The 21,074-nt window shown below is 56.7% G+C and carries 22 protein-coding genes; 12 read left to right on the forward strand and 10 right to left on the reverse strand.

Going from position 1 to position 21,074, the window contains the following annotated elements; all coding sequences use genetic code 11:
* The first annotated feature begins 15 nt into the window (after nt 1-15).
* From ABLO27_RS24780 to ABLO27_RS24790, 3 genes are read left to right on the forward strand one after another with little or no spacing between them, the layout of a single operon-like run.
* Nucleotides 16-540, forward strand: coding sequence for a disulfide bond formation protein B (locus ABLO27_RS24780; protein ID WP_353036738.1), 525 nt, complete (start codon nt 16-18; stop codon nt 538-540).
* Nucleotides 537-791 carry a hypothetical protein gene (locus ABLO27_RS24785; RefSeq protein WP_353036740.1) on the forward strand — a complete coding sequence of 85 codons (255 nt, stop codon included), beginning with the start codon at nt 537-539 and terminating at the stop codon, nt 789-791. Before ABLO27_RS24780 ends, ABLO27_RS24785 begins: the two co-directional genes overlap by 4 nt.
* A gap of 38 nt (nt 792-829) precedes the next feature.
* The gene (locus tag ABLO27_RS24790; RefSeq protein WP_353036741.1) at nt 830-1,264 is read left to right on the forward strand and encodes a metallopeptidase family protein; all 435 of its coding nucleotides are present in this window, start codon (nt 830-832) and stop codon (nt 1,262-1,264) included.
* 37 nt (nt 1,265-1,301) lie between these two features.
* On the opposite strand, the gene ppa is transcribed toward ABLO27_RS24790, so the two are convergent.
* Nucleotides 1,302-1,841, reverse strand: a complete 540-nt coding sequence (ppa, locus tag ABLO27_RS24795; RefSeq protein ID WP_353036743.1) for an inorganic diphosphatase — start codon at nt 1,839-1,841, stop codon at nt 1,302-1,304.
* Nucleotides 1,842-1,975: 134 nt separating this feature from the next.
* Here ppa and ABLO27_RS24800 point away from each other — a divergent pair, with 134 nt between their 5' ends.
* A complete protein-coding gene (locus ABLO27_RS24800; RefSeq protein WP_353036745.1) occupies nt 1,976-2,557 on the forward strand; it encodes a hypothetical protein in 582 nt (193 codons plus the stop codon).
* Nucleotides 2,558-2,635: 78 nt separating this feature from the next.
* Here ABLO27_RS24800 and ABLO27_RS24805 read toward each other — a convergent pair whose 3' ends face one another.
* On the reverse strand, nt 2,636-3,175 hold the full coding sequence (locus ABLO27_RS24805; RefSeq protein WP_353036747.1) for a GNAT family N-acetyltransferase: 540 nt from the start codon (nt 3,173-3,175) through the stop codon (nt 2,636-2,638).
* A gap of 534 nt (nt 3,176-3,709) precedes the next feature.
* On the opposite strand from ABLO27_RS24805, the gene ABLO27_RS24810 reads away from it, so the two are divergent.
* A complete protein-coding gene (locus ABLO27_RS24810; protein ID WP_353036749.1) occupies nt 3,710-4,099 on the forward strand; it encodes a DUF2794 domain-containing protein in 390 nt (129 codons plus the stop codon).
* A 10-nt stretch (nt 4,100-4,109) separates the two neighbouring features.
* Here the strand turns inward: ABLO27_RS24810 and ABLO27_RS24815 are convergent, their stop codons facing one another.
* The 5 genes from ABLO27_RS24815 to ABLO27_RS24835 form a co-directional block, all read right to left on the reverse strand.
* Nucleotides 4,110-4,760: a hypothetical protein gene (locus tag ABLO27_RS24815; RefSeq protein ID WP_353036751.1), complete on the reverse strand. Its 651-nt coding sequence runs from the start codon at nt 4,758-4,760 to the stop codon at nt 4,110-4,112.
* A gap of 106 nt (nt 4,761-4,866) precedes the next feature.
* Nucleotides 4,867-5,649, reverse strand: coding sequence for a Bax inhibitor-1/YccA family protein (locus tag ABLO27_RS24820; RefSeq protein WP_352947517.1), 783 nt, complete (start codon nt 5,647-5,649; stop codon nt 4,867-4,869).
* Nucleotides 5,650-5,821: 172 nt separating this feature from the next.
* Entirely contained in the window at nt 5,822-6,595 is a 774-nt protein-coding gene (locus tag ABLO27_RS24825; protein ID WP_353036752.1) for a hypothetical protein, read from the reverse strand.
* Nucleotides 6,596-6,753: 158 nt separating this feature from the next.
* Complete coding sequence (locus ABLO27_RS24830) at nt 6,754-9,336, reverse strand: ABC transporter permease (protein ID WP_353036754.1); 2,583 nt, start codon at nt 9,334-9,336, stop codon at nt 6,754-6,756.
* The gene (locus ABLO27_RS24835) at nt 9,333-10,049 is read right to left on the reverse strand and encodes an ABC transporter ATP-binding protein (protein ID WP_353036755.1); all 717 of its coding nucleotides are present in this window, start codon (nt 10,047-10,049) and stop codon (nt 9,333-9,335) included. The genes ABLO27_RS24830 and ABLO27_RS24835 overlap by 4 nt, the downstream gene beginning before the upstream one ends.
* A gap of 122 nt (nt 10,050-10,171) precedes the next feature.
* Between ABLO27_RS24835 and ABLO27_RS24840 the strand changes: the two genes are divergently transcribed.
* The 4 genes from ABLO27_RS24840 to ABLO27_RS24855 all read left to right on the forward strand — a co-directional run bounded on the left by ABLO27_RS24840 (nt 10,172) and on the right by ABLO27_RS24855 (nt 14,989).
* Entirely contained in the window at nt 10,172-10,801 is a 630-nt protein-coding gene (locus tag ABLO27_RS24840) for an arylesterase (protein WP_353036757.1), read from the forward strand.
* A gap of 70 nt (nt 10,802-10,871) precedes the next feature.
* Nucleotides 10,872-11,924, forward strand: a complete 1,053-nt coding sequence (locus tag ABLO27_RS24845; protein ID WP_353036759.1) for an NADP(H)-dependent aldo-keto reductase — start codon at nt 10,872-10,874, stop codon at nt 11,922-11,924.
* Between the two features lie 190 nt (nt 11,925-12,114).
* A complete protein-coding gene (thpR, locus tag ABLO27_RS24850; RefSeq protein WP_353036760.1) occupies nt 12,115-12,651 on the forward strand; it encodes an RNA 2',3'-cyclic phosphodiesterase in 537 nt (178 codons plus the stop codon).
* Between the two features lie 373 nt (nt 12,652-13,024).
* Nucleotides 13,025-14,989, forward strand: a complete 1,965-nt coding sequence (locus ABLO27_RS24855; protein WP_353036762.1) for a methyl-accepting chemotaxis protein — start codon at nt 13,025-13,027, stop codon at nt 14,987-14,989.
* Here ABLO27_RS24855 and ABLO27_RS24860 read toward each other — a convergent pair.
* Nucleotides 14,986-16,173, reverse strand: coding sequence for a glycosyltransferase family 4 protein (locus tag ABLO27_RS24860; RefSeq protein ID WP_353036764.1), 1,188 nt, complete (start codon nt 16,171-16,173; stop codon nt 14,986-14,988). The two genes, ABLO27_RS24855 and ABLO27_RS24860, sit on opposite strands and share 4 nt — an antisense overlap.
* A 104-nt stretch (nt 16,174-16,277) precedes the next feature.
* Between ABLO27_RS24860 and ABLO27_RS24865 the strand changes: the two genes are divergently transcribed.
* Nucleotides 16,278-17,051 (forward strand): alpha/beta hydrolase, encoded by a 774-nt coding sequence (locus ABLO27_RS24865; RefSeq protein WP_417714843.1) that lies wholly within the window; start codon nt 16,278-16,280, stop codon nt 17,049-17,051.
* A 7-nt stretch (nt 17,052-17,058) separates the two neighbouring features.
* Here ABLO27_RS24865 and ABLO27_RS24870 read toward each other — a convergent pair whose 3' ends face one another.
* Nucleotides 17,059-17,700: a DNA-3-methyladenine glycosylase family protein gene (locus tag ABLO27_RS24870; RefSeq protein WP_353036768.1), complete on the reverse strand. Its 642-nt coding sequence runs from the start codon at nt 17,698-17,700 to the stop codon at nt 17,059-17,061.
* Nucleotides 17,701-17,813: 113 nt separating this feature from the next.
* Between ABLO27_RS24870 and gluQRS the strand changes: the two genes are divergently transcribed.
* Nucleotides 17,814-18,698, forward strand: coding sequence for a tRNA glutamyl-Q(34) synthetase GluQRS (gene gluQRS / locus ABLO27_RS24875; protein ID WP_353037031.1), 885 nt, complete (start codon nt 17,814-17,816; stop codon nt 18,696-18,698).
* A 23-nt stretch (nt 18,699-18,721) separates the two neighbouring features.
* On the opposite strand, the gene ABLO27_RS24880 is transcribed toward gluQRS, so the two are convergent.
* Nucleotides 18,722-19,696 carry an AEC family transporter gene (locus tag ABLO27_RS24880; RefSeq protein WP_353036770.1) on the reverse strand — a complete coding sequence of 325 codons (975 nt, stop codon included), beginning with the start codon at nt 19,694-19,696 and terminating at the stop codon, nt 18,722-18,724.
* Nucleotides 19,697-19,892: 196 nt separating this feature from the next.
* Here ABLO27_RS24880 and ABLO27_RS24885 point away from each other — a divergent pair, with 196 nt between their 5' ends.
* Nucleotides 19,893-21,056 carry an ATP-binding response regulator gene (locus tag ABLO27_RS24885; protein WP_353036772.1) on the forward strand — a complete coding sequence of 388 codons (1,164 nt, stop codon included), beginning with the start codon at nt 19,893-19,895 and terminating at the stop codon, nt 21,054-21,056.
* Nucleotides 21,057-21,074 lie beyond the last annotated feature (18 nt).

Consider the following 21,074-nt stretch of genomic DNA (forward strand, 5'->3'; position numbering starts at 1 on the left):
GATAGAGGTGGTGTGATGTCTTCAGAGCGTGTAGCGCGAAATCTGACCGTCCTGGGGTTCCTGGGTGGAACCGCTGCGATTGCTGCGGCCTGGGGATACCAGCTGATTGGCGGATATCTGCCGTGCAAGCTCTGCCTCGAACAGCGCGTCCCCTACTATGTCGGACTGCCGCTTGCAGCTTTGGCAATTATCCTGATGACGCAGAGGCGGGTCGGTCTGGCCACCATCGTGCTTCTGGCTGTTGCAGCGATCTTCGCCTACGGGTCAGGATTGGGGATCTACCAGTCTGGCGCTGAATGGGGGTTCTGGGCCGGTCCGAATGATTGCGGTGGAGGGGGAGCAGCTCCGGCTTCCGCAGCCAACATGTTGCAGGCACTGCAGTCCACCCGCATTGTCAGCTGCACCGAAGCAAGCTGGCGCATGTTCGGTCTTTCCTTTGCCGGCTGGAATGCTGTCGCATCCGGCGGTGTTGCCCTGCTGGCACTGATTTCCGCTTTTGTGTTGAATCGACGTGAGAATGAAGCCACTTTAAACGCATGAGCGGACCAAAGCACCCAAAGGAAGAGCAGCGCGAAGAAGCGCTGAGAACCATCGACCGCGCGCAGGCGGAAAGCGAGACCATCACCGGTTCGACATTCGTGCGTATGGCGGACCGCGCCAAGGATCATCTCAGTGCCGCTGACAAGGACGAAGAGGACCGCATCGAGGTCTGGGGCACCCGGATCGGCCGGATTGCAGGTGCCATTTTTGCTGTCGGACTGGTGATTTACCTCGTCGTTACCTACCTTTAGGTAGGATTTTTGCTGAAAAACGGGTCAAGGGAAGCAGTATGGCGTCTGTCCAACCGATAAGCCGTAGCGACTGGTCTGAGCGCAAGGCACCCGGTCTTGCCGATTTCGAAGCAATGGCGAGTGAGGTTCTGGCTGGATTGCCGGACGATGTTCTGCTGCGCTGCGGACATCTGCAGATCAGCCTTGCCGACTATGCGCCAGATGATGTCCTTGATGCGCTGTCGATTGAAGACCCTCATGACCTTCTGGGATTGTTTGAAGGCCAGGGACTTGCGCAGGGTGGCGATTCTGATCGAACCGGCCAGATGCCGAACCGGATCTGGTTGTTCAGAAGGCCGATCCTGGATTACTGGGCCGCTATGGATGATCCTCTTGGCGACGTGGTTGCGCATGTGCTGATCCACGAAATTGGCCATCACTTCGGTCTGTCCGATCAGGACATGGAAAGAATCGAGGCTGCCGCCGACCGTTAGATCATGCGACAGCCTCGTCATAAAATCGTCTGGCAGCTTATTCGGCAGCTTCTTTTTGTGCGCGGACGATAGACTCAGAAACCAGTCTCTTGGCTGCTTCCATGCCCTCGACGCCGGTGACCTTGACCCACTTGCCCGGTTCCAGATCCTTGTAGTGTTCAAAGAAGTGTTTCACCTGGGCGATGGTGATTTCCGGCAGGTCGGCAATATCGTTGATGTTGTCGTACCGTTTGGTCAGCTTGTGGGTCGGAACAGCGATGATCTTTTCGTCCTGGCCGGACTCGTCTTCCATCAGCAGAACGCCGATCGGACGGCAGTTCATGATGGCGCCAGGCACGACCGGGCGCTGGTTGACGACAATCACATCGATCGGGTCGCCATCGCCGCACAGCGTATGCGGAACGAAGCCGTAGTTCCCCGGGTACCGCATAGGGGTGTACAGGAACCGGTCGACATACATCGCGCCGGCTTCTTTATCCATTTCGTATTTGATTGGTTCGCCGCCCATCGACACTTCGATGATGACGTTGATGTCTTCCGGCGGGTTCTTGCCAATCGGCACAGCGTCGATACGCATCGCAAAACTCCTGTTGATCTTTGCGCCGTCTATCGCAATCCAGCCCGAGAAGTTCAAGCCTTTAATTATTGCATTGCACCTAATTGATGAAAGTGTGTCTATGATGACAGCCGCTGATTTAGGAGAGTGCGTCGATGGGGAAATTCAACCTGTGCCAGAAGTTGGCGTTCCTGATTTTTTCCGCAGCAGTGCTGGAAGGGCAGGGGACTGGCGCAGAAGCGGCTGAAATCACGAGCACTTACACAAAGATCCGGCTGCAGGATTGCTCCCAAACGGAACCAGCATCCAAAGAAGGCACCTTTGGTGGTTCGTGGGAGTGTTCAGGCTTCCAGGGGCAGAAGGTTTATGTCGCGGAAGGTGACTTGCGCATGTTTGTTTCTTTCGGCCCATCCGCCGCTCGTGAACCTGCAGCGGCGCAGACCTTGCCGAATTTCAATACGATCAACGAGACATTGGAGTGGCGTTTGCGGGATGGAGTTGCCTTCGCAACGATCCTTCGCTGGTTTCCGACCCTGGACGACAGCGGGAAGACCGGCAGTGTTCTGATCGTTACCCAGCTTGATCCGGGGGGAGCTATTTGCCAGATTGCCCGGATCGATGCGCAGGCCAACAAAAACGCCAATGTTCTTGCACGGAACGTCGCAGACAGGCTTGCCGGAAAGCACGATTGCTCCCGTGGCCCGCTTATCGAGGGCAAGCCCGGGGTCTTGCATTGATCCGCTGAAACATTTCGAGACGTGACCGGTTCACCAAACGCCAAGGTCAAGAGAGTTCGAAAACGACCTTGGCAAGTATCAGGGAATGTCGGGCAACCAGGTGTAAATGGAGAGCTCCATACGCCGTCCGCCAATCCTGTACCAGGACTTTGCCGACAGCTTGCCGCCCATGGCCCGATAGAAATTTCGTGCTGGCTGATTGTCGCTCAAAACCTGAACGGCCAGACCTGCCATGTTCTTGGAGGCAAGAGTTTCGCGGACATTGGTGAAGAGAGTTCGCCCAAATCCAAGGCCCTGATATTCCGGTTTCAAGTACAGCTCGTAGATTTCCCCGTCCATGCCTGTGCCACGCAGTCGGCACGGTCCGTAAGTCGCGTAGCCTGCCGGGACGTCGGCGATGCTTAGAACTCTGATGTTGACGCCACGCGAAAGCGCGCCGCGCCACCAGCCAATGCCTCTGCGCGAAACCATTTTTTGAAGGTCGACGCCATGCAGGACTCCACGATAGGCGCCGAGCCAGGCTTCGGTGTGAATGCCTGCAAGCGCCTCGCAATCAGCGGTTCGGGCCGCACGGAGATCGATCAGGTCTGTAGTCATCCTGCAAAAAGGATACAGCAAGCGATGCGTCGGAAAAGAGGCATTCGTAACGGGAAATGTGAAAAGTGATCCGGCTGTGCGATGGAATCGGCAAAACTTACGATGGCAATAGCGGAGTGAGGCTGAATATGAAAAGGGCCGGCATAGCGCCGGCCCTTCAGTTGCCCTGATGTTTGACTCATTAAATCTGGTTGACCGGTAAAAACCCCGGGGGGCTGGGGGGCTAATGCATTCCGCGGTCCCTACTGGTCACACCCATCAGGGTATGAGTTCAATATGGGTAGGCAAAATGGCTGGCCAAGGGCTGGAATAAGGCGAAATCATGGAATTTTGCGCATTCTTTCTGGGCAACTTTCCGCAGCGTTAACTCTTTGGGTAATCTGAGGAAAATTTACTTGGCAAAAATACGGAGCGGGTTTGCCGGAATTTCCTTTCTTTGATTGCGGGCTTGCCATCTGCCCCCAAGGCAACGCATCATGACAGACAGGTGACAGAGAAAATTCCTGGAGTGGTTTTCCCGTCAGAAGCGAAACCGCAAACGAAAATGGAGGCGGAATGAGCGAAGCCGATGACAGCGCGTTTCAACGCGGCGCGGGACTGAGCCCGCAACCGCAAAGCCACCCGGCTCCCCCCTCCAGACCCGTTGTTGCATTCAACAGGCGTGAACTTGATACCATCCTGAGGCTGTATGGCCGCATGGTTGCTGATGGTGAGTGGCGCGACTATGCAATGGACCTCCTGAAAGACAAAGCCGTGTTCTCTGTGTTCCGAAGATCCTCGGAGATGCCGCTTTACCGGATCGAGAAGGATCCGAAACTCTCTCGTCGTCAAGGAGCCTATTCGGTGGTTGCGGCCGGAGGCATGATCCTGAAACGAGGGCACGATCTGGCCCAGGTTCTGCGGGTTCTGGAAAAGAAGAAGCATCTGCGCCTGGTAGAGGCGTAACAATACGCTGTCAGGCAGGATCAGCCACCCGGTAGATGATATCCGCGCTGGCGATATTTGTTTCAAAGTAGGGGATCACATAGATCCGCTCCAAACGTTCCATGCAGTCACGCCTGTCAACGTCCGTCGTTCGGGCTTTGCCGCGTGCTCTCCTGATTGCTTCCGGGGTATCAACCAAAATGCTCATGTCGAGCCAGTCGCGCACTGGTTCGTGCAAAAGGTATATGCCGTCGCAAAGTACGAGCGTTGACGCATCCTGAGTGCGTTGAAGAGAATATTTTCCGTCCAGTTCGCCTGTGCAATTGTTCCAGGCGCGCTCATACGTGAAACAACCTTGATCCCGCAAGGCAGCCAGTGACCTGCCAATCGCTTCCCATGCGTACCAGTTCAACGGATTTTCTTCAGAGTTCACGGGCGCGAGGCGGCGCTGCTCTTCGATGCGTTTCTCACGCTCGACAAAACTGAACTGAGAAAAGCGATCGCATTCGAGATGAAGTGTGTGTGCCGGAAAATTGCTGGCGAGCGTCTTGCAAAGAGTTGTTTTTCCGGCACCTGCCAATCCACAAACTCCGGCAATGATCAGGTCCCTGGACTCAATTTGCTCTCGAAGGTGTGCGATCAAGTCGTTCAGGTTGGAGAGTTGCACAGGCGCAAAGTACATTTGTTGGCTACGTGGCGTTTGAAAGTAAAATGCATTTGAAAGAACTGCTTCAAAAAAAAGCCCGGCAATGGCCGGGCTTTCTCGTTTCTGTCTGTGTGACTGAAGCTTATTCGCGGTTGCCGAACAGCTGCAGCAGCATCAGGAACATGTTGATGAAGTCGAGGTAGAGACGCAGGGCGCCCATAACGGACTTCTTGGTGGCAACTTCGCCGCTGTCACCTTCGTAGTACATTTCCTTGATCTGCTGGGTGTCGTAGGCCGTCAGACCGGCAAACACCAGAACACCGATCACGGAAATGGCGAACTGCAGAGCGGAAGAAGCCAGGAAGATGTTCACGATCGCCGCAATGATGATGCCGATCAGGCCCATCATCAGGAACGAACCCCAGCCGGACAGGTCTTTCTTGGTGGTGTAGCCGAAGATGCTAAGCGCACCGAAGGAAGCAGCGGTGATGAAGAACACGCGCGCGATCGATGCACCGGTATACACCAGGAAGATCGATGACAGCGAAATGCCCATCACGGCCGAATAGACCAGGAACAGGGTACGTGCGGAGCTCGCGCTCATGGACTGAATGCGGAAAGACAGCCACATGACCATTCCAAGTGGTGCAAGCATGACAACCCACTTCAGCGGACTGCCGTAGAGCGTTACGCCGAGCTGCGTGAGCATCTGGCCGTTGCCAAGGCTTGCTACTGCAGCGCTCTGGTCGGTTGTCGTTGCCAGCATGGAAGTAGCCAAGGCAAAGAAACCGGTCAGCGCCAGACCGATGGTCATGTAGTTGTAGACGCCCAGCATGTAGGAGCGCAGGCCTTGATCAATGCCGGCCTCGGCGCGTGTGCCGGCGACTGTGTAAGCGCCTTGAGGTTGACGGTCAAAGGTCGACATGGTCGTGTGAATCCCCTTCTAGATTGGTTTTTGCATGTACGATCACATGCAACACAACTCCCTCAACATATGGGAAAATGCGGACTTAAGCACAAGACGAGATTTCTGAAAAAATCGTAATCTTCATGCCTCTGCCCGCATTATACGTCATTATGTTTAAAAAACCGGGTATTTATTTCATTGCTTTCAGGCGAGAGGCGATCTGCCGGTCACAGGTGCCACCCGGATTGCGTACGATTTCTTCCGCAGCGAAATCAAGAATTTCCGTTTCCTTGTTACGCATCTGTTCCACCGTGACGCCCGGCTTGAACCACTGGAGAACAGCATAATCGCCTCCGGCATCCGTCAGGAAGGCAATCGGCTTGCCACCCTCGGTAATACCCATACGGCCGACACGAACTTCCTCGATCGAAATATCGCGCGATTTCCCGTCAATGCTGATCTTGTTCTTGCCGACATTGAGCTTCTTGAGCGTTGAACCGGAAGTCCCCACCCAATTGCCGAAGAAGCGCTTGCCCTTTTTCTCAACAGAGAGACAGGAATTTTCGAAGTTCGGAATGGAAAGCCGAACTGCGGATACCTCGATCGGTTCCTGACCTTTGGCAGCGATGGTGTATTTCATGGAGTTTTCGCCGGTCCGGTAAACGCGAATCCCGACCGGTGTGTAACCGGAGTCGCCAAGCGTCCGGGTAAAGAAGTCGAACTGATTTTCATCGTTTGTGCCCGCACGGCGATAGAGCCAGCGCTTCGGCAGGCCATCTTCGAACACCAACCAGTCGCTGACCACCAGGCCCCGCGGGCCGTTGGCCTCGTTCAACTGCCAGACGCCCGTGTGAAACGGGCTCTCGGCCTGGGCAGGAGCAGCGAATGTCAAGGTCGCTACCGCAGCAAAAGCTGCCACCTTGGCAAGATTTCTGAAAACTGTCTTTTGGGTAAACTTAAGCATACAACTCCGCCCCTATTCCAATTTTGACCCCGACATTATTCGGATAGCCAAGAATAGGGCGGCATGCAAGTTGCGTGTGGCTGGTGCCTGCCAGGAAAACTTCTGATTTTCATGAAAGTTTCCTGACAGGCGTGATCAAGATGCCGATTGGGGCGGTCTTACAGATTTCTCAGAACCGGCGCCGGTTTTTCCCCAAGGACCCTCCAGGTGCCGATCAGGCCGAAGCCGACCGTCAGTATGAGAGCAACCAGGGCGGCGCCGGCAGCGGTCACCGGCATGAGGACAAAGGATCCGCCCATGATCTGGGTGATCACGTACCAGGCGGCAATGCCACCGGCCACAAGCGCGAACACTGCAGTGACCAGACCCAAGATGGCATATTCCAGACCATAGGCGAGGATCAGTCGCGGCCTGGTCGCGCCAATGGTCTTGAGAATGACCGCGTCGTAGATCCGGCTGCGATGTCCTGCTGCGAGCGCCCCTGCAAGCACCAGAACACTGGCGATCAGGGTAATGGAACTGGCGCCGCGGATAGCCCAGGCCAATTGCGCAACAAGTTCGTTCACCTGTGAAATCGCATCCTTGACACGAACCGACGTGACCGTCGGGAAGGCATTGGAAACGGTCTTGAGCAAGGCAAGCTCGGTTTCGGTCGGAACCTCTTCTGCCCAGCCAAGTGTCATCAGATTGGCGTGTGGCGCACCGGCAAAGGTGTTCGGTGAAAACACCATGACGAAATTGATGCCAAAGGACTGCCATTCGATATCGCGCAGATTGGCGATTTCTGCAGTGATCTCACGCCCCAGAACGTTGACGGTGATCGTATCGCCGATTGCAAGGCCCAGTTCCGTTGCCGATTCAAGGTCGAAGGAAACCAACGGCTTTCCGGAATAGTCTTCCGGCCACCAGGTTCCCTCCGCCAGTTTGGAGTTCTCGGGCAATGTCTTTTCGTAGGTGATGCCGCGGTCCCCTCGCAAAACCCATTCAGAACCTTCCTCGGCCGGTTTGAACTGGTCGGAGGGAATGCCTTTCAAGCTGATGATGCGCCCGCGCAGCATTGGAACGCTCTGCATGTCGGCATCCGGAGCTTCCTGCATCAGCAACGCTTCAAAGGCATCGCGCTCGTGGCTTTGAATGTCGACAAAAAAGAAGCTCGGCGCCCTGTCGGAGATCGTTGCGCTCAGCTCGCGGCGCAGATTGCCATCGATAAGGGCCAGCGCCACCAGGAGAGACAAGCCAAGTCCGAGGGACAGGACAACCGATGGTGTCAGGGCTCCAGGGCGATGGATGTTGGCAATGGCCAGACGGAGTTCGGTCGAGCGGACGCTCGGCAGCCGCCTGGCTGCGGACATGATCAGGCGCGCAACGGCCACCAGCAAGACAAAGGCCCCAGCCGTTGCTCCTATGTAGACAACGGCAAGATCCTTGTCGTGGGACAGGAAAATCGCGATGGTGACAAGAACAAGTACCGTGATCGCGGTCGCGAACAGATAGCGCTTGCGCGGCAGTTTGGAACCGCCGGTGACGATGTCACGAAAGAGCGCCGTTGGCGGCACGTCATGTGCGCGCCCAAGTGGCCACAATGCGAAGGCGAGAGCTGTAAGCAGGCCGTAAAGCAGGCCCAGGCCAAGTTCGGCGGGATAAATGCTCGCGGCCAACTGTACCGGAAGCACGCTCGAAAGAGCTGCCCCGGCTGCGAAGGGAATTATGGCTCCGAGCACCAGCCCGATGAGGATGCCGATCAGCGCAATGATCAGCATCTGCACAAGATAAATCCTGAAAACGAAACCGCCGGTGGATCCAAGACATTTGAAGCTGGCAATCACCTCCCGCTTGGTTTCCAGGTAGGACCGTACGGCATTGGCAACGCCGACGCCGCCGACCACAAGAGCCGTCAATCCAACGAGAGTCAGGAATTGCGCGAACCGGTCGATGCTGCGCTGAAGCCCCGGGGAGGCGTTGGCGCGGGAGCGAACCCGCCAGCCAGCGTCCGGTTCAGCCGCCTTGGCGCGTTCGACAACGCTTTGCAGATCCTGAATGTCCGGCGCCGGGGACATGCGCACACGGTAGTGCCAGCGCACGAGGCTTCCGGGTTGAACAAGACCGGTATCGGGTATAGCGGCGTCGGAGATCATCAGCCGGGGTCCGAAATCCATGCCACCGGCAAGCTTGTCCGGCTCTCCTTCGATGACGTCGGCAATGCGCACGGTGGTGCGTCCGAGAGCCAGCTGATCTCCGATCTCGACATCAAGACGGGCCAACAAGGCAAGATCGACGACGGCGCCCCATACACCGTCTTTCGGCGCCAATGCTTCGTCCAGCGGCTGGCCTGAGGCCAGATCCAGACTTCCGTACAAAGGATAAGCGTTGTCGACGGCTTTCAGTTCGACAAGGGCCTGATCACCGGTGTCGGTTCTTCGGGACATGGCCCGAAGGGTGGCGACACGGGAAACATCACCCAGTGTTTCCAGAAACGCCGCCTGGTCAGGCTCGACTTGTCTGTGAATGATCGAGAAGGACAGATCACCGCCCAGAATTGCCTGCCCTTCTTCGGCAATGCCCTCCGTGAGGGCGCGTGATACGGAGGTAACGCCGGCAATTGCGGCAACACCGAGCGCAATGCAGGCGATGAAAATATAGAAGCCTTTCAGACCACCGCGCAGTTCCCTCAATGCGAACCGGCTTGCAAGCTTGAAGGTCTGATTGCCGGAGTGCGCGCTCCCGGAAACGAAACTGCTCATGCAGACACCTCTTCAGGAAGGTGCGCGCTGTCAGCATGGTCTTCTTCAACTTCGCCTGACCGCATGCGGATCATGCGATCGCACTTTTCGGCAAGGCTTGGGTCGTGTGTCACGAGAACAAGTGTCGTCTTTCGATCGCGCTGGGCTGAAAACATCAGTTCGACGATCTGGGCGCCAGTCGATTCATCCAGATTGCCCGTCGGCTCGTCCGCAATGAGAATTTGCGGTTCAACCACCAGAGCGCGGGCGACGGCGACGCGTTGCTGTTCGCCCCCTGACATTTGGGCCGGATAGTGATGCATCCTGTGCCCAAGGCCGACAGCCTCAAGTTCCGCCTTCGCTTTTTCGAAGGCGGAGGAATCGCCTGCCAGTTCAAGCGGAACAGCGACGTTTTCCAGGGCAGTCATGTTGGGAACAAGGTGAAAGGATTGAAAGATAATGCCGACATTGCGGCCTCTGAAGCGTGCCAGTTGGTCTTCCGACAATGGTCCGAGCTGCGAACCAGCGACCTCGACTGAACCTTCATCTGCCCGCTCCAGTCCGGCCATGACCATGAGCAATGTCGATTTTCCCGAACCGGAAGGGCCGACCAGACCGACTGAGGTTCCCTGTTCGATATCCAGGTCAATGCCCTTCAGAATATGTACGCGTCCGGCGCCTTCGCCGAGTGTCAGGTGCACATTTTTGAGGGTGATTGCGGGTGAATTTGTCATTATCAGGCCTTTACAACGGGCGCGTGATCGTCTTCCTGACAGATACATGCCCTCGACAATTGGACGCTCTGCGACCATATGGGCCTGATGTGGCGGGTCTTCCAGTCCTGAAAGATGTTAGCGTGAACAGATTTTTTGCATTCCTGAACTTCCTGGTGCTGTGCTTCGTTCCGATCGCGGCGCATTCAGACGATTTGAAGCTTGTCGTGCTGGGGGACAGTCTGTCCGCCGGGTACCAGCTCGGACCCGAAGAAGGCTTTCCCGAGCAGCTAAAAAAGGCGCTTGGCGAGAAAGGCTATCAGGTGGATGTGGTGAATGCGGGCGTCTCCGGTGATACGTCAACAGGAGGTCTTGCGCGCCTCGATTGGTCCGTCGGGGCCGATACCGATGCGGTGATCGTGGAACTGGGCGCCAATGATGCGCTTCGCGGCATTGAACCCACCATCACCCGCAAGAATATCGAAGAAATTACCCAGCGACTGAAGGAGCGCGGAGTTGAAGTGCTGCTGGCGGGCATGCTGGCGCCCCGAAATCTCGGGCAGGAGTATGCGGACGCCTTCGATCCGATCTATGCGGATGTCGCCAAGGCGCATGATGCGTTGCTCTATCCCTTCTTTCTTGAAGGTGTCGCACTCAACCCGGACCTCAATCTGTCCGACGGCATGCACCCCAACGCCGACGGAGTTGGCATTATCGTCGAGAATATCCTGCCGAAAGTCGAAGAGCTTCTGGCAAAAGCCCAATCCTCTTGAGACTGTGTCCTTCAAGCGATCAAGCTTGAGGGATCTGGCCCGCTATTTTTCTAAATTTGAAGGAACGCCTATGGAACAGCGCCGCCTTGGCCGCACTGATGTGCAAGTGAGTGCCCTGTGTCTTGGAACCATGACTTTCGGCGAGCAAAACTCGGAAGCCGAAGGGCACGCACAGATGGATTATGCCTTCGAGAAGGGCATCAATTTCTTCGACGCCGCGGAGCTCTATCCGATCCCGGCGAAAAAGGAGACACAAGGCCGGACCGAGCGGATCATCGGTACTTGGCTCAAGAACACCGGCAACCGCGACAAGGTGGTTCTGGCGACAAAAGTTGTCGGACGCACGGAAATGGGTTGGTTTCGCGAGGGCGGTGAGCCCGGCCAATTGAACGCGGCACAAATCGAATTTGCCGTCGACAGAAGCCTGCGAAACCTTCAGACCGACTACATCGACCTCTATCAGGTTCATTGGCCAGACCGCAACGTTTCCCGGTTTGGCTCCAATCCGACTCGCTGGGCCAACCCGGAGCCGGTCGAAGACGAAAACAGCATCTATTCGACACTTGAGGTTCTGGCGGGATTGGTGAAGTCAGGCAAGGTCCGCCATGTGGGAATATCCAATGAGAGTGCCTGGGGTACCATGCGGTATGTTACAGCTGCAGAGATGATGGATTTTCCGCGAATTGTGTCGATCCAGAATGCCTATTCCCTTGTGAACCGGACGTTCGAAACCAACCTGGCCGAGGTAGCGCACCGCGAGGGTGTCGGCCTTTTGGGATACTCTGCGCTGGCACAAGGCTATCTGACCGGCAAGTACCGCAATGGTGCCTTGCCCGCTGGCGCCCGAAAGACATTGTTCAATCGTATGCAGCGCTATGAACACCCACGCACCTTCCAGGCGGTGGATGCGTATCTGGACCTGGCGAAAGAGGCAGGACTTGATCCGGCCCAGATGGCGCTTGCCTTTGCCAAGTCGCGCAGTTTCATGACGTCCGTCATCATCGGTGCCACCAAAATGGATCAGCTTGAAACGGATATCGCAGCAGCCGATCTTGCGCTTAGCCCGGACGTGATTGAGAAAATCGACGCCCTCCATCAGGAGTATGGCAATCCTGCACCATAACTGACAGCCCGACGCGTCAGCAGCAGAGAATCAAGTTGAACATCGTGCCGGATCGGCCCAGGCCGGTCCGGCTGCCTTTCGCTGTCCACATGCAAAATCAACGCAATGCCAAAGTCTTAGATTTTTGTCTTGCGAATTTCATGAAGTTGATTCCTCATGGGATTTATCAGCGACAGCGGAGGGAACACCCATGCCGCGCCTATTTACAGGCCTTGAGATTCCGTCAGAGACGGCGCTCATGCTTTCAATGCTCCGGGGAGGCCTTCGGGGCGCCCGCTGGATTGATCCGGAAAACTACCACATCACCTTACGCTTCATTGGCGATATCGATGACCGCACGGCTGACGAAGTCGTTGCGGCTCTCGACCGGATACGGAGAGATCCGGTGGACATCCGGCTAACCGGACTGGGGTCTTTCGGCAACGGAAAGCCGCATGCGGTGTGGGCCCGGGTCGAGCCGACGGTGCAGCTGACCGAGTTGCAGGCCGAGCAGGAGCGCATATTGCAACGGCTTCATCTGCCGGCTGAACGGCGAAAATACACCCCGCACGTGACCGTAGCCCGTTGCAGGACATCGACAAACGAGGACGTTGCAAAGTGGCTCAGCGAACGCGGCAATTTTCAGGCGCCGCCGTTTGTTGCAGGAAGATTTGTACTTTTTTCCGCCAAGGCCAGTGTTGGTGGTGGACCATACCTGGTTGAAGAGGCTTACCCGCTCGCAGCGTGAGGGTGAAAGTCCCCTGGAGTCAATGAGCCGGGCAGGTGCTGAGAGCCAGTTTCGGATGAGTGCGCACGACCTGCGGCAAGTCCAGTTTACGTAATTACCAAGTCCAAACCGGACGTTCGAATCGAACGGAATTATTCGTTCGATCCGGCCAATCGTGTCATGTCATGAAAGACCATGAACGTCGCGTAATCGTATGGTGCGGACGTTGTTATCGCGTCTAAGAACTTGATTTCAATAAGCATAATCGATCGGTGGTAAGCGGCAGTAACTCAACCTTTATTTGTGTAAAGAATTGTTAATTGCTTGGGCCCTTTTTTGACTTTGCTGTGCAGCTCATCAGGTGAGCCGTCTAAAAAATTGAAACGAGAACATAATGAAGTTTCTTGCCAACCTCCCCATCGCTGCCCGAGTGGGCGGCCTGTCTGCTATCGCGATCGTTGCAATCGGAGTGCTGCTGGGCACAGCGCTCTATAATCAGCATGTCGTCTCTTCCGAAATCGACAATCTGGCTGACTATTCCCAGATGGATTACCGGGTCTCCCAGGTGCAGGCTCACGCGCAAAATATGCGGAGCAGCAAGAAAGATCTCTTGCTGACAAAGGATCTCGCGTTTGTCGATTATTACCGGTCCGAATACGAGAAGGCAGTTTCGAACTTGAAGGAAGTCGAGGCCAAACCGCAGTCGGCTGCAATCAAGGGCGAGGTCGATAGCCTGCGAAACGTTCTCGACAAGCACAAGGCCGAATTTGAAGTCCTGAGCGCCGATCTTCAGGAAATGGGGCTTGATGAAAACAGCGGTCTTCAAGGTGCGCTGCGATCTGCTGTTCATAACGTAGAGGAAAGGCTGAAGGCAGCAAACCTGGATGCTCTCACCGTCAAGATGCTGATGATGCGCAGGCACGAAAAGGATTTCATGCTGCGTGGCAAGGACAAGTATGTCGGCCGCATCGACAAGCGCCGCGAGGAATTCGCCGGTCTGTTGACACAAAGTGGCCTTGCAGCAAACGAACAGGCCGAGATCAATCAACTTCTCGACACGTACCAGACCGCTTTCAAGCAATACGCCGAAAAAGCAAAGGAAATTGAGGTTGATCTGGAGCATCTCGAAGAGCTCTATGCCAAGGTCAATCCACTCTGGACTGTCATGTCGGAAGCTGCATTTGCCGGGAAACAGGCGGCCAGCACTGCGTTGAATGTCGCGGAAGCGTCGTCACGCAAAACCTATCTGACGGTTTCGGGTATCGCGCTGGTTCTGGCGATTGGTCTTGGTTGGCTGATCGGCCGCAGCATCACCCGTCCGATCAAGAACCTCACCGAAACCATGCGTGATCTTGCAGGCGGAAATATCCAGGTGGACGTTTCCTTCACGGATAGGGGCAATGAAATCGGCAGCATGGCACGTGCTGTTGAAGTGTTTCGTACCAACGCGGTGCGTACGCATGAGCTGGAAGGAGAACAGCAGGAACAGGCAGAGCGCGCCGAGCAGGAAAAGCGGGCTCTTATGGAAAATCTTGCGAACCAGTTCGACGCGTCTGTCGGCGCGATCGTGCAACGTGTTTCCGATGCCGCATTTTCTCTCGACCAGAGCGCGGCAACCATGTCCAGGGTTTCGGAAAACACCAGTGAACGCGCTGAAAACGCCGCGAACGCCTCTGCTCAGACGACGGAAAATGTCAGTATTGTCGCTTCCGCGGCTGAAGAGATGACCGCTTCCATCAGTGAAATCAACGAGCAGGTTATCCGCGCCTCCGAAGCGTCTCGCAATGCTGCGCAGGACGTTTCTCAAACCGCCAGTCAGATGGATATGCTTGCCGGCATGGCCGACAAGATCGGCGAAGTTGTCTCGATGATTTCAGACATAGCCGAGCAGACCAACTTGCTGGCGCTCAATGCGACAATCGAATCTGCGCGTGCCGGAGAGGCAGGCAAAGGCTTCGCGGTGGTCGCGAGCGAAGTGAAGGCGTTGGCGAATGAAACGGCAAAGGCAACCGAGAGCATTTCCACGCTGGTGACCGAAATTCAGGCTGAAACCAAGACTGCGGTTGGTTCGATTGGCAAGATCGGTGATGTCATCCGGGATCTTGAGCACTCGTCCACGGCGATTGCCTCGGCGATGGAAGAGCAGGGGGCTACCACGCAATCGGTCGCGGAGAACGTTGCTCAGGCCGCAACGGGTACGCGGGACGTGTCGGACAGTATCCAGGTGGTCAAGGATGCTTCGGTGGAAGCTAGCGATGCAACACATCAAGTGCGCAGCAGCATCGATGAGCTGACACAGCAGTCAAACACGTTGCGTGAGGAAGTCGGCAGGTTCCTGAACCAGATCCGGGCCGCTTAAGTGCCGGCCCGGGCGTTGAGGACACGTTTGTAGACGTCCAGGGTCCGGGCACACATGATCTCGACGGAAAAGTTCTGACGGACATGGGTCAATGCCCGGTCCGTCATTTCCTCCCGGGCCTCGTCTTGCTGGTTCAAGGCGTTGCCGATCGCCTCCGCGAGCGCATTGACATCTGCGGGTGGTACACGCCAGCCGGTGCGCTCGCCTTCTCCGACCTGCGGCGGTGCGAGAACCGTTTCAGGCACCGCACCATGATTGGAAACGATGACCGGAACGCTGGCGGCTTGTGCCTCGACGGCGGCGCGGCCAAAGGCTTCAGGTTCTATCGAAGCAACGACTGACAGGTCGGCCAACGCAAGGGCCGCGGGAACGTCAGCACAGTGCCCGACCAGGCGTACCTGTTCCTGCAAGGAGTTATCGGCAATCAGCTTCTTCAGTTCGGAGACATAGCTGTCGCGCCCCTGTGCGTCACCTGCCAGGATGGCGATAGGGGCACGGAAGCCGGCGTCCTTCAGTTTCGCCATTGCTTCGATAAGTACCTTCTGGCCCTTCCATGCGGTCAGGCGGGCCATATTCACGATGATTGGGTGCCCGGCCGGAATGCCCCAGCTGTCCTTGAGGGCTTGCCGCCGCAAGGCACTTACATTTTCCGATGCCAGAGCTTTCAGATCGGAACCGCGTTGGATCACGGTGATCCTGTCCTTGGCAAATGGGTGTCGGTCCGAGATGAGATTTGCAATGAAATGGGAATTGGCGATGACTGCGTCGCCACGCGCCATGACGGAATTGTAGTAGGCTTTCAGTGCGTTCGACTGATTGTAGGTGCCGTGATAGGTCGTCACGAAAGGTGTTTTGGCGCGGCGGGCTGCCCACAGCGATGACCAGGCCGGAGCGCGGCTTCTGGCGTGAATGACGCTTACCTTGCGCTCTGCAATCAGGGCGCTCAATCTGCCAGCGTTCTTGTATAGTGTCAGCGGGTTCTTTGACTTTACCGGCATGACAATGTGTTCGGCGCCGCAAGACTCCAGCTCCGGCACGAGCTGTCCCCCCTGACTGACTACAAGGGCCGTGCCGCCTGCTTCAACGGTTGCACGCGCAACGTCCAGCGTCGTGCGCTCCGCGCCACCGGAATTGAGGTCCGGGATCACTTGCAGGATGGTGGTTGCAGCAGGCAATTGAACCAAGTCAGATCTCCGGAAGGTCTTTTCAATACGAAACGGTTATGTCAAACGGCTGTTCAGGCCCGGGCCGGAGCCAGAATGATGGTCAACAGAACGAGAGCCATAATATGGGTGTGAGCGATCCGCAATTCATCTCGGTGGGAAAAAATGACGATCAACGCCGGATTGCGCTGATCAGAACACCGGGAAAGAAGCCTTCATTGCTCTGGCTGTCAGGGTTCAAGTCAGACATGACTGGGACAAAAGCCGAGGCACTTGCTGATTTTGGTGCGCAAAACGGGCAGGAAGTCATCCGGTTCGACTATTCCGGTCACGGTCGATCCAGCGGTGTTTTCGAAGAGACTTGCGTTACCGACTGGTTGGAAGAAGCCGAAGCGGTGTTCGACCGGTTCTGTGCCCAGGACACGATACTTGTCGGTTCCTCCATGGGAGGATGGATTGCGCTGTTGCTGGCGCTCAGCAGAAAACAGATCGGCAGAATCAAGGGCCTCGTCCTGATCGCACCTGCAGTGGATTTTACAGAAGAGCTGATGTGGAAACAGCGCTTCACGGACGAGATCCGTACGTCGATCATGGAACAAGGCAGATGGGCTCAACCGTCCGCTTACGACGAAAACCCTTATGTGATCACCAGAAAGCTGATCGAGGATGGACGAAACCATCTTTTGTTCGGCAGTCCGATCCAAATCGGTGCTCCGGTCGCAATCCTTCAGGGAGCGCTCGATCCGGACGTCCCGGCAAGTCATGCGCAGAGGTTGGTCGAAGCCCTGCCGCAGGACGATGTGACCTATTCGCTTGTGCCTGATGGCGATCATCGCCTGTCACGACCACAGGACATCGAGTTGTTGTTGCGCACAGTCTCGGAAATGTCGGGCGACTGAGAACTGTTTACACCGGCATGGTCTCACGGCCTTGTTTCTGGACACGGTACCAGGCCCAGAACAGCCGTGCGGCGACCGCTCGGTTCGGTGCCCAGCTGGAGGCAATCTCATCCAGCTCTCTGGGGGCAGGTTTGTCCGGCAGGCCGAGCGCATCGCGAACGGCGATCTGAAGTGCAAGGTCGCCGCTTGGAAAGATGTCCGGATGTCCCGCACAGAACAGCAGGAATATATCGGCCGTCCACCGTCCAATACCCTTTATGGCGCACAGACTGGCATGGGCTTCTTCTGCAGGAGCAGTCGCCAGGTGTTCAAGGTCCAAGCCTTCTTCGCAGGCGAGACTGACAGCGCGCAAGGTCCTGATTTTGGGTTTCGAGAGGCCGGCGCCGGCGAGATCCTCATCGGAAAAAGCCGTCAGCCGCTCTGCGGTCAGTGGTAGAACCAACGCCTGAAAACGCGCAAAGATCGCGGCTGCGCTGGCGACCGAGACTTGCTGGCCGGTGATGATCTGTGCCAGCCCTTCAAAATTGGCAGCCCGACGGCGCAACGGTAGCTCACCCGCTGTCTCCGCAATGGAGACCAGACGTGGATCTTCACTTTTGAGAGCCGCCAGTCCCGCGTGGATGTCGGCCATTGTTTCAATCGGTTTCATTTTTGCAGAATTCGTATCGTGGCCAGAATTTGCGCTCTTGCGCGTGAATGGGAATGATAGGTAAGACAGGATCATCCTTCTGTCATCTCCCTAACCCGGTTCTGCCTGTCTTCATGACCACGCCCGTCTTCCGGTTCGCCCCGTCGCCCAATGGGCATCTGCATATCGGTCATGCCCTGTCGGCACTGCTGAATGCCCGCGCTGCCATCGCACTTAAGGGACGGTTTCTGGTTCGGGTGGAAGACATCGACCAGACCCGATGCACTTCTCAGCTGGAAGAGGAGATGTTCGAAGATCTGGCCTGGCTCGGGGTCCCATTGGACGAACCGGTTCTGCGCCAGTCGGAGAATTTTTCGCACTACAGGTCTGCGCTTGAGAAGCTCCAGGACATGGGTGTTGTCTACCCGGCCTACCTGACGCGGGCGGAGATCAAGCGGTTTGTTTTCCGTTTCGAGGAAAATGGACGGAGCTGGCCAAGGGATCCGGACGGCGCGCCGGTCTATCCCGGAGACGACGCTGTCCTGACGGAAGATGAACGTCAAACGCGTGCCGACAGTGATGCGCCGTTTGCACTTCGTCTCGATATGAAGAAGGCGCTGCGGAAGCTGGATCGGGAACTCACATGGGACGAGGCCGGAGCTGAAGGCAAGGCACTCTTCGAACCGGTCCGGAAAATTCCTGTCGAGGCCGTGGCCTGGGGCGATGTTGTGCTCGCTCGCAAAGACACCCCGACAAGCTATCATCTGTCGGTGGTGGTCGACGACGCCAGGCAAGGGATAACCGACGTTCTTCGTGGGCTGGATCTTTACCATGCCACCAGCGTGCACCGTGTTCTGCAGGAGTTGCTCGGTCTGCCGGAGCCGCGCTATCGGCACCATCGGCTCATACTTGGTGAAGACGGACGCAAATTGTCAAAGTCCAATCAGGATACGAGCCTTCGTTCTCTGCGCCAGAACGGGATGACACATGTTCAGCTGCGCAAGCTGATTGGACTTTGACGAAAAGCCGTCCAACGCCGACTTTAAGACAAGCCAAGACCGAACCAAAGGTCGAGGAACCAGATCCAGAGACTGGTGGTCACAATCGCGCTCAAGGTGGTCATGGTGATGGCGTTGGCAGACATTGCGTGACCGGTGCCGTAGCGGTTGGCAAAAAGGTAGGCATTCACACCGGTTGGGCAACTGGCTGCGAGGGTTGCAACGGCGGTCCACAAGGGTGGCAGCTGGAACACGAAATAGGACGTCAGGAACACCACTGAAGGCATGATCGCGATCTTGATCACGCTCAACAGGAAACCCGGAAACACATTTCCGCGCATGCCGTATTGCACCAGGCTCATGCCGAGAGAGAGAAGGGCCAGCGGCAATGCCGTGGCGGCAATGCGGTTGAGCACGTCCTGGCCAATTGCGGGTAGTTGCAGACCCGTCTGCCTCCAGACAAAAGCAAAAACGATCGTGACGATCAGCGGGTTCTTCAAAAGGCTCTTGGCAGCTCCACCGACCAGTTGCGCCAGAGGCGGGGTCGCCTCTCCCTTGTCGATGGCCGCCGCCCTCTCCATCGCAACCGCCATGACGATGGTCATGGTTGCGAGGTGAACGGATATTATCAGCAAGAGGGGGACCTGCCCCTCTTGGCCGTAAACCGCCGTGATCAGGGGCAGTCCGACCAGCACAAGATTGGAGAATGTTGATGAAATTCCACCGATTGCACCGGCGCGCGCTTCCCGGCCGAACCCCTTTCGGATGACAAGATTGCCGAGAACCCAGGCGACGCCTGCGCCCAGAAAATAACTCGCCCACAGTGCCAAAGGTACACCGGCTGAAAGATCCGCGGTCGTCAGTGTGCGAAAAATGAGCACCGGAATGGCAACGACAAAGACGAATTGACCCAGAGCGTCACTCACGGATGGCGTCAGCACCTGGTATCTGGCGAGGGCGTAGCCGATACCGATCAACAGGAAAACAGGGGCGACAATCGTAAGTGTTTGAGCAAGCATCCAGAAATCCGGGCGGAAAGACGTCTTTGAAATACGATTTGTTAGTGACGGGTTAAGGTTGGTTGAAGCAACTTGAGGTGGGGCAGATGGACAGTCGATTGCCATCGGGGTAAGCACGGTACAGGTCAAAGTGGCTTTTTGCCGGTCGTCTGGCAAGCCCCATTGACACACATTCCGGAGGAAGGAACCGGGCTGCATGGCAGATCATGACGACGATGGCGTGAAACTGGCGCTTCTGGCCCATGACCTCAGAACCCCGCTGTCGGCAATGCGTTTGACCGCCGAACTCATCGGCAACGGGCCGCTGGATGTTTCCCAGGCAGAACATCTATCGACCCTGATCAGATCCATCGACGTGTTGACCGATATGACCGCTGCGCTGATCCAGAAGGCCGAGCCGGGCAAGGATGCGGGAGAGGTACTGAACCGGGTCAGCGAAATCGTCGCCGAGAGTGCAGATTTGTTTCGTGCTGCCGCTGACGCGAAGTCCCTTGCATTTGATGTCGGCATTGAAGACACAGCGCGCGCTTGCATGACGCCGCATGGCAGTACCGTTCGCCGCGTCGTCGCGGCGCTTCTGGACAATGCGATAAAGTACACGGAGCGCGGACGTGTCGAGTTGAGCTTGCAGGTTCTCACCGCGGAAGGCGGGCAAGTCTCGGCTGAGCGGGCCTCGGAATGGATAAGTCTATCGATTTCAGATAGCGGACCCGGGATTGATGCGGAAGAACGAGCCCGTTTGTTCCGGCCGTTTGTCCGTGGCCGAAGAGGGCGGGAAACCGGGCAGGGCTCCGGCCTCGGTCTTTGGGGAACCGCGCAGCTGGTTGAAGAAATGAGCGGGCGGTTGCTTCTCACGCCGTCTGACCTCGGCGGGACGCGGTTTGAGATTCAGATACCGGTAACAATGGGAGAGGGCGGTCTTCCGATCAGTTCCGCCCGAGCGGAACAGGAAACAGGTTTCACTGCCTGCCAGCTGCCGGTACACGTGCTGATCGTTGATGACAACGATACGAATTGCCGGCTGCTTGCCGCATTGCTGGAATCTTTCGGTATCACGGCTGAAATCGCCAAATCCGGAGAAGAGGCGCTTGCTCTTGTTGAGGAGAACGCCTTTGAGGCCGTGCTTCTTGATCTGAACATGCCGGGAATGAGTGGTGTCGATACCGCCATTGCACTCAGAAAGGTCCGTTCTCCGGCGGAGCTGCCGCTCATTGCCGTTTCCGCTGCCTCCGACACGGTCGGTGAGACCAGGCTGCGCGATGCAGGGTTTCAGGACGTTCTGGCGAAGCCGCTAGCGCCAAGAACACTCTATGAAGCGATGGAACGGGCCCGGTCCGGAAAGGGGCCTGCGAAGGAATAGGCGACCGGAGGTTTCCTG

Origin of the sequence: Roseibium sp. SCP15 (assembly GCF_040329435.1) — a bacterium.
GTDB lineage: Bacteria > Pseudomonadota > Alphaproteobacteria > Rhizobiales > Stappiaceae > Roseibium.